Origin of the sequence: Shinella sp. G-2, from assembly GCF_050172695.1 — a bacterium.
Classification (GTDB): domain Bacteria; phylum Pseudomonadota; class Alphaproteobacteria; order Rhizobiales; family Rhizobiaceae; genus Shinella.
Window position 1 is genome coordinate 23,745 of the sequence record NZ_JBBEYH010000037.1, and the last position, 7,535, is coordinate 31,279.

A 7,535-nucleotide genomic window follows, 5' to 3' on the forward strand; every position below is an offset into this window, starting at 1 on the left:
TCATGCCGCGGCGCGGTGGCCGGCGTCGTGGGCATTGACCATTGCGCTGGCCAGTTGGCGGAAGGTGACGGTGCCGATGGCCTTGCCTGAAGCATCGACGACGGTGATGTCGCCATCGGGCGCATTGGCGAGCAGGCGCACGGCGTCCTCGATCGTGACGTCGGCGGCAATGGCAGGGCCGCCACTTGCTGCCGGAGCCGCGAGCGGGCGCATCACGGCGTCGACATGGACGACGCGTCCCCGGTTCACTTCCTTGACGAAGTTGGCGACATAGTCGTCGGCGGGGCGCAGCACGATGTCCTGGCTTGTGCCCTGCTGAATGACTTCGCCATCTCGCAGGATGGCGATCTGATCGCCGAGGCGCAGCGCCTCGTCGAGGTCGTGCGTGATGAAGACGATGGTCTTCCGGATCTCCTTCTGGAGGTCGAGCAGCACCGTCTGCATATCCGTGCGGATGAGGGGATCGAGCGCGGAATAGGCTTCGTCCATCAGAAGCACCGGCGCGTCATTGGCAAGCGCGCGGGCAAGGCCGACGCGTTGCTGCATGCCGCCGGAGAGCTGGTTGGGATACTTTTCCTCGAACCCCTTGAGCCCGACGCGTTCGATCCAGCGCATGGCGGTGTCGACACAGGTCGAGCGGGCGACGCCCTGAAGCTCGAGACCGAAGATCGTGTTGTCGAGCACGGTGCGATGGGGCAGCAGCGCGAACTTCTGGAACACCATCGCCGTCTGGTGGCGGCGGAATTCCCGGAGTTCCGCCTCCTGCATCTTCACCACGTCGACGCCGTCGACGAGAACCTCGCCGGCGGTCGGATCGATCAGCCGGTTGATGTGGCGGATCAGCGTCGATTTGCCCGAGCCGGACAGGCCCATGATGACCTGGATGGAGCCGGAGGGCATCTCGATGTTGATGTCGCTGAGGCCCAGCACATGGCCGTATCTGGCATTGAGCTCCGCCTTGGTGAGGCCGTTCTTGACGGCCTCGATGTGGCTGGCGGCATTCGGACCAAAGATCTTGTAGAGGTGACGGATCTGGATGCCGCCGAAGACGTGATCAGCCATGGACGATCTCCCGGTGTTTCTGGAGGCGCTTGCCATAGGCCTGGCTGACGCGGTCGAACATGATGGCGATGCCGACGATGGCGAGCCCGTTGAAGATGCCGAGCGTGAAGTACTGGTTGGCGATGGCCTTCAGCACCGGCTGGCCGAGGCCCTGCACGCCGATCATCGAGGCGATGACCACCATGGCGAGCGCCATCATGATCGTCTGGTTGATGCCGGCCATGATGGTGGGCAGCGCCAGCGGCATCTGCACGTTCTTCAGCTTCTGCCAGCTCGACGACCCGAAGGCGTCCGCCGCTTCCAGCACGTCCTTGTCGACGAGGCGGATGCCGAGATTGGTGAGGCGAATCATCGGCGGGATGGCGTAGATGACGACGGCGATCAGCCCCGGCACCTTGCCGATGCCGAGCAGCATGACGACGGGGATGAGATAGACGAAGCTCGGCATGGTCTGCATCACGTCGAGAATCGGATTGACGAAGCGCTGCATGCGGTCGGAGCGCGCCATCAGGATGCCGATCGGGATGCCGATGGCGATCGACAGCACGGTGCAGACGAAGATCATCGAGATCGTCCGCATGGTATCGTCCCACATGTCGAAATAGCCGATGATCATGAGGGTCGCGAGACAGCCGGCCACGATACGCAGGCTGCGGGTTGCGGCATAGGCGATGGCGAGAATGAGCAGGGTGATGATCGGCCAGGGTGTCTTCAGCATGAAGCGCTCGGAGGCGATCAGGAAATGCTGGAGAGGTGAGAAGAAGCCTTCGATGATATCGCCATAGCTGCGGGTGAAGCCGCGGAAGCCATCGTCGATGGCCTTCTTGAGATCGCGGAGCGAATTGTCGTCCATATGCGGGAATTTAAAAAACCAGTCCATTCGGTTCCCCATCCGGAAAGAGGCCGCGCAACGTCTTCTTGTTCTTCATGTGCCGGCAGGTGAGGTGCGATATGTGCAAGCACATACCGCACCGGCTCTGTGAAGGCCGCCGGTCGCGGCCATCGCGCAAGGCTTAGAGCGCAGCCTCGATCTTGGCGGCGGCTTCCGGCGACACCCACTTCGTCCAGATGTCCTTGTTCTCCGCCAGGAAGTGCTTGGCGCCATCCTCGCCGCTGGCCTGGTTGTCGGTCATCCAGGCCATCAGCTGGCCGAGCGTCTGGTTGCTCCAGGAGCGCTTGGCCAGATAGTCCATGACCTCGGGGCCGGCCTTTTCGGAGAAGGGTTTGGCCACCAGCGTCACGATCGTATCGACCGGCCAGGCGCTGGGCTTGGGATCCGTGCAGTCCGCGATGGTCACGCAACGCTTCCATTCGGCCTGGTCATAGGGAACGCCAGCTTCGAGCTGCACCATTTCGTATTTGCCGAGGAGGGCGGTCGGCGCCCAGTAGTAGCCGACCCAGCCTTCCTTGCGCTCGTAGGCCTTGGCGATCGAGCCGTCGAGACCGGCGGCAGAGCCCGTGTCGATCAGGCTCCAGCCCGCCTTCTCCGCTTCGAACGCCTTGTAGAGCTGCGCGGTGACGACGGTGCCGCCCCAGCCCTGCGGACCGTTGTAGATCGCGCCCTTGCTTGGATCTTCCGGGTCCTTGATGAGGTCGGGATGCTTCAGAAGGTCGGGGATCGTCTTGATGTCCGGGTGGGCGTCAGCGAAGTATTTGGGGATCCACCAGCCCTGCACGCCGCCATCCGGCAGCGGCGAGCCGACCTTGATGATGCGGCCTTCGTCGGTGCCCTTCTTGACGACGTCGGGCAAGAGATCGATCCAGGCTTCCGGCGCGATATCCGGCTCGCCCTTCTCGGCCATGGAGGTAATGGTCGGCACGGTATCGCCGATGGTGATCTCGGCGTTGCAGCCATAGCCTTCGTTGAGGATGATCTTGTCGAGGTTGGAGATCACCTCGGCGCTTTGCCAGTTCATGCTGGCGATGGTGATGTCGCCGCACTCGGCGGCCTGGGCCATCGCAGAGCCGGCGACGGTTCCCAGAAAGAGGCAGGTCGATGCAAGCAGTTTCTTCATTATCGTTCCCTCTGCATGCGGCTTGGTTTTTTGGAGCGGGGCGCCGCGAAACCCGCTCCTGACGGCGCTAGGAGGCTTCCCCCATGCGGACCGATTTCCTGAAGGCGGCGGCAAGCCCGCGTGTCACGGCGCTGCCGAAGCCCGCGGACAGCATCTCCTCGATCGCGGCAGCCGTCGTGCCGCGGTAGTCGAGGAAGGTCTGGACCGTTTCTGTGGGACAGTCGTCGCGCTGTTCCAGCAGGCGACCGGTGCCGATGAGCACCGTGTTGACGGCCCGTTGGGCGACCTGGCGGTCGAGGCCGTGGGCGAGGGCGTTCGCCATCATGGCTTCGGCAAGCAGGGCCGGAAAGGCGGGGCCGGATCCGGTAAGGCCGGTCAGGTAGTCGATCTCCGTCTCGGTCCGCACCTCGTCCTGCACGCCGCAGGCGTTGAAGATCGCCCGGACGATAGCGCGGTCGGTATCGCTGACATCGTTTGTGGCAATCCAGGGGGTATAGGACTTGCGGACTTCCGCAGCCGCATTCGGCAGCGTGCGTACAATCCGGCGGGTTCGATGCCGTTCGCCAAGCGCTGCCAGGCGGATGCCGGCCATGACGGAGATGACGAGCTTGCCCTCTGCTTCGACCTTGAGGTCGACCCAATCGGCCGGGCGGACGGAGAGAACGATGACGTCCGAGCGGTCGGCGAGGGCTTGGTTGTCCGAGGTCCAGAATGCGTCGGGGAAACGATCCGGGCGCGTGCTGCGGTAGGAAAGGGCGAGATCCTGAGGTTTTGCGATGCCGGCGGCGAGAACCGCATCGGCAATGGCGGAGCCAAGCCACCCGGCGCCGCCGATCACGCCGATCCTCACATCCTTGCCTGTTTCCACCTTCGGCTCACTCCGGTTTGTATTGGTGCCTTGCGAAGAAGCGGTCGAGTTCGCGTTGATGCGGAACCTGGCCGGTATAGATGGCGATGTATTCCGGTATGCGTTTCATGCGCAGGGCGAGGTTCTCCTGCGCCTGCATGGAGATGTATCCGATCTGGACCAGGTAGGTCGTTCTTGCGCGAACGTCTGCCGGACCCACCTCATAGCCGAACCGCATGAACATGCGGCTGATCGCCTCCATGCGCGTCTGGTCGGCCTTCTGCACCTCCGCCAGCGTTTCCGGCGATTGCAGGGCCCAACTGCGCACGGCGAACTCGAATTGCGAGTCGAACAGCTCCTTGTTCAGCCAGCAGTCGAAGACGTTCAGCATCGCTTCGGCGAGCGATTCCGCGTAGGCCTCGGACTGCTTGACCAGGTTGCCGGTGTTCTTCTCCCGCCACCGCGAGATCAGGGCATCGAGCAATTCCTCCCGATCCTTGAAGAACCAGTAGAAGCTGGTCCGGGAAAGATTGAGCCGTTTTGCGAGCGGCATGATCTTCACCGAATCCACGCCGGATTCGAGCAGCGAGTCGTAGGCGGCTTGCAGCCACCCCTCGTGGGAGCCGCGCCAGCCGCTGTCGCTCGTCGTCTGTTCCATGAATGCCTCCTAACAAATCCCGCCTGCGGTCGCAAGCAAAATGTACACGTGTGTCTATCTTTTGGTCTTTCATGTTTTGATCATTGACACATATGTACATTCCCGCGTAGCGTTGCCCCAAATCCCTTAAACCGGAGCCCGGCGCATGTCGAACGATCCCCTGCTGCAGCCCTACCAACTCAAGCATCTGACGCTGCGCAACCGCATCATCGTCACCTCGCACGAGCCGGCCTATCCGGAAGACGGCATGCCGAAGGGCCGCTACCGGGCCTACACGGTGGAGCGTGCCCGGGGCGGGGTGGCTATGACGATGACGGCGGGTTCAGCCGCCGTCTCCAAGGACAGTCCGCCGGTTTTCAACAATCTGCTCGCCTATAAGGACGAGATCGTTCCGTGGATCCGGGAAATGACCGACGCCGTGCACGAGGAGGGGGCGGCGATCATGATCCAGCTTACCCATCTCGGCCGCCGCACGCGCTGGGACAAGGGCGACTGGTTGCCGGTCGTCGCGCCGTCGCATCATCGCGAGGCCGCGCACCGCGCCTTTCCCAAGAAGCTGGAAGACTGGGATATCGAACGCATCATCAAGGATTTTGCCGACGCGGCCGAGCGCATGAAGGCTGGTGGCATGGATGGCGTCGAACTGGAAGCCTATGGCCACCTCATCGACCAGTTCACCTCGCCGCTCACAAACGAGCTCGACGGCCCCTATGGCGGCTCGCTCGACAACCGCCTGCGCTTCTGTTTCGACGTGTTCAGGGCGATGCGCGAGCGCGTCGGCAACGACTTCATCCTCGGCGTGCGCTACACGGCCGATGAATGTCTTCCCGGCGGGACCGGAAAGGCCGAAGGCCTGGAAATCTCCCGCCGTCTCAAGGAAAGCGGCCTGATCGACTATCTGAACGTCATCCGTGGCCATATCGATACGGACCCTGGCCTGACCGACGTCATTCCGATCCAGGGCATGGCGAGCGCGCCGCATCTGGATTTTGCCGGCGACGTTCGCGCGGCGACGAAATTCCCGACCTTCCATGCGGCGAAGATCCAGGATGTCGCCACCGCCCGTCATGCCATCGCGACGGGCAAGGTCGACATGATCGGCATGACCCGCGCGCACATGACCGACCCGCATATCCTGCGCAAGATCATCGAAAAGCGCGAGGACGACATCCGCCCCTGCGTCGGCGCGAACTACTGTCTCGACCGCATCTACCAGGGCGGTCTTGCCTTCTGCATCCACAACGCGGCGACCGGCCGCGAAGAAACGATGCCGCATACGATTGCGAAGGCGGAGGTGCGCAAGAAGGTCGTGGTCGTGGGCGCCGGCCCGGCGGGACTCGAGGCGGCGCGGGTGTCGGCCGAGCGCGGCCATGAGGTCATCGTCTTCGAGGCCGCGAACAATCCCGGCGGCCAGATCCGCCTGACGGCACAAAGCGAGCGCCGCCGCGAAATGATCGGCATCATCGACTGGCGCATGAGCCAGTGCGAGAAGCTGGGTGTCGCCTTCCATTTCAACACCTGGGCGGATTCCGAGACGATCAGGGCGCAAAACCCCGATGTGGTGATCATCGCGACGGGCGGGCTGCCGCATACCGACGTGCTGACGAAGGGCAACGAGCTCGTCGTCTCCTCCTGGGACATCATCTCCGGCGACGTGAAGCCCGGCACCAACGTGCTCGTCTATGACGATGCCGGCGATCATGCCGGCCTGCAGGCGGCCGAATTCATCGCCAGGGCCGGCGGCAAGGTGGAGATCATGACGCCGGACCGCGCCTTCGCGCCCGAGGTCATGGCCATGAACCTCGTGCCCTACATGCGATCGCTGCAGAAACTCGACACGACCTTCACCGTCACCTACCGCCTGGAGGCGGCGGAAAGAAGCGGCAACCAGCTCATCGCCCATGTCGGCAGCGACTATGGCGGGGTCTCCAGGCAGCGGACCGTCGATCAGATCGTCGTCAACCACGGGACAATTCCGCTGGACGATCTCTATTTCGAGCTGAAGCCCGGCTCGAAGAACCTCGGCGCGGTTTCCTATGATGAACTGCTTTCCGGCGCGCCGCAGACTGTCGAGCGCAACCCCGATGGCGCGTACCAGCTCTTCAGGATCGGCGACGCGGTTGCGGCCCGTAACACGCATGCCGCCATCTATGATGCGCTGCGCCTTGCCAAGGACCTCTGACGATGGTGCGGAGCGATGCCCTGCAGGGCTTCCTCGATGCCGCCTTCGTGGCGTTCGACCAGTGCGCGCAGGATTTGCGCGCACGCGGGTCGATCACGCAGATTTTCGCCAACCTGGAAGCGCCCCGGCCGGCGCGTCCGGATATCGGCAAGCGCCTTCCGGTTTGCACGCGCTATCTGGACGAAGCGCTTGCCGTGGAGACCGGCAAGGACGCACTCGATGTGCTGATCGAACGGTTCAAGGCGCTGGAGCCCTCTCTTGAATGGAAGTCGCGCCCGACCCACGACGATACCGCGAGTGACAATTTCCCGATGGGCCATGCGAACACCATGATCGTCGGCCCGGGCGGGTGTGAAGATCGCCGGGATGTATGGTTCGGCGCAACCCTGATGGCGCCGAACGTGCGCTATCCGGATCACGATCACGCGCCCGAGGAGACCTATCTCGTGCTGTCGGACGGTGAATTTCTGCATGGCGATTCCGGCTGGTTTTCGCCTGGCATCGGCGGTTCCTTCTATAATCCACCCGGCGTTCGCCACGCCATGCGCGCCAGCGACAGACCGCTTTTCGCCTTCTGGGCCTTGCTGCCGGACCAGCCAGACCATTGATGAACAAAGGCCGGCAATGCACGGCTGCGGGAGAAAAATGACGATGAAGATCCTGGTTCCAGTCAAGCGTGTCGTCGACTACAACGTGAAGATCCGCGTCAAGGCGGATGGCTCGGGTGTCGAGCTTGCGAACGTGAAGATGTCGATGAACCCGTTCGACGAA

At 63.1% G+C, this 7,535-nt stretch carries 7 protein-coding genes and 1 pseudogene; 3 read left to right on the plus strand and 5 right to left on the minus strand.

Translation table 11 applies throughout. The features are described 5' to 3' along the window. The 5 genes from V8U06_RS27805 to V8U06_RS27825 form a co-directional block, all read right to left on the minus strand. Window positions 1-1,062, minus strand: a complete 1,062-nt coding sequence (locus tag V8U06_RS27805; RefSeq protein WP_427143439.1) for a quaternary amine ABC transporter ATP-binding protein — start codon at window positions 1,060-1,062, stop codon at window positions 1-3. Then, window positions 1,055-1,942 (minus strand): ABC transporter permease, encoded by an 888-nt coding sequence (locus V8U06_RS27810; RefSeq protein WP_427143440.1) that lies wholly within the window; start codon window positions 1,940-1,942, stop codon window positions 1,055-1,057. The genes V8U06_RS27805 and V8U06_RS27810 overlap by 8 nt, the downstream gene beginning before the upstream one ends. 133 nt (window positions 1,943-2,075) lie before the next feature. Further along, window positions 2,076-3,077: an ABC transporter substrate-binding protein gene (locus tag V8U06_RS27815; RefSeq protein ID WP_226917660.1), complete on the minus strand. Its 1,002-nt coding sequence runs from the start codon at window positions 3,075-3,077 to the stop codon at window positions 2,076-2,078. A 67-nt stretch (window positions 3,078-3,144) separates the two neighbouring features. Further along, window positions 3,145-3,945: a pyrroline-5-carboxylate reductase family protein gene (locus V8U06_RS27820; protein ID WP_427143441.1), complete on the minus strand. Its 801-nt coding sequence runs from the start codon at window positions 3,943-3,945 to the stop codon at window positions 3,145-3,147. Between the two features lie 7 nt (window positions 3,946-3,952). Then, the gene (locus tag V8U06_RS27825; protein ID WP_226917662.1) at window positions 3,953-4,582 is read right to left on the minus strand and encodes a TetR/AcrR family transcriptional regulator; all 630 of its coding nucleotides are present in this window, start codon (window positions 4,580-4,582) and stop codon (window positions 3,953-3,955) included. Between the two features lie 145 nt (window positions 4,583-4,727). Between V8U06_RS27825 and V8U06_RS27830 the strand changes: the two genes are divergently transcribed. The 3 genes and pseudogenes from V8U06_RS27830 to V8U06_RS27840 all read left to right on the plus strand — a co-directional run. Continuing rightward, entirely contained in the window at window positions 4,728-6,764 is a 2,037-nt protein-coding gene (locus V8U06_RS27830) for an FAD-dependent oxidoreductase (RefSeq protein ID WP_427143442.1), read from the plus strand. Window positions 6,765-6,766: 2 nt separating this feature from the next. Beyond that, a complete protein-coding gene (locus tag V8U06_RS27835) occupies window positions 6,767-7,372 on the plus strand; it encodes a dimethylsulfonioproprionate lyase family protein (RefSeq protein ID WP_427143443.1) in 606 nt (201 codons plus the stop codon). Between the two features lie 43 nt (window positions 7,373-7,415). Beyond that, window positions 7,416-7,535 (plus strand): annotated as a pseudogene (locus V8U06_RS27840) (electron transfer flavoprotein subunit beta/FixA family protein); the annotation flags it as partial.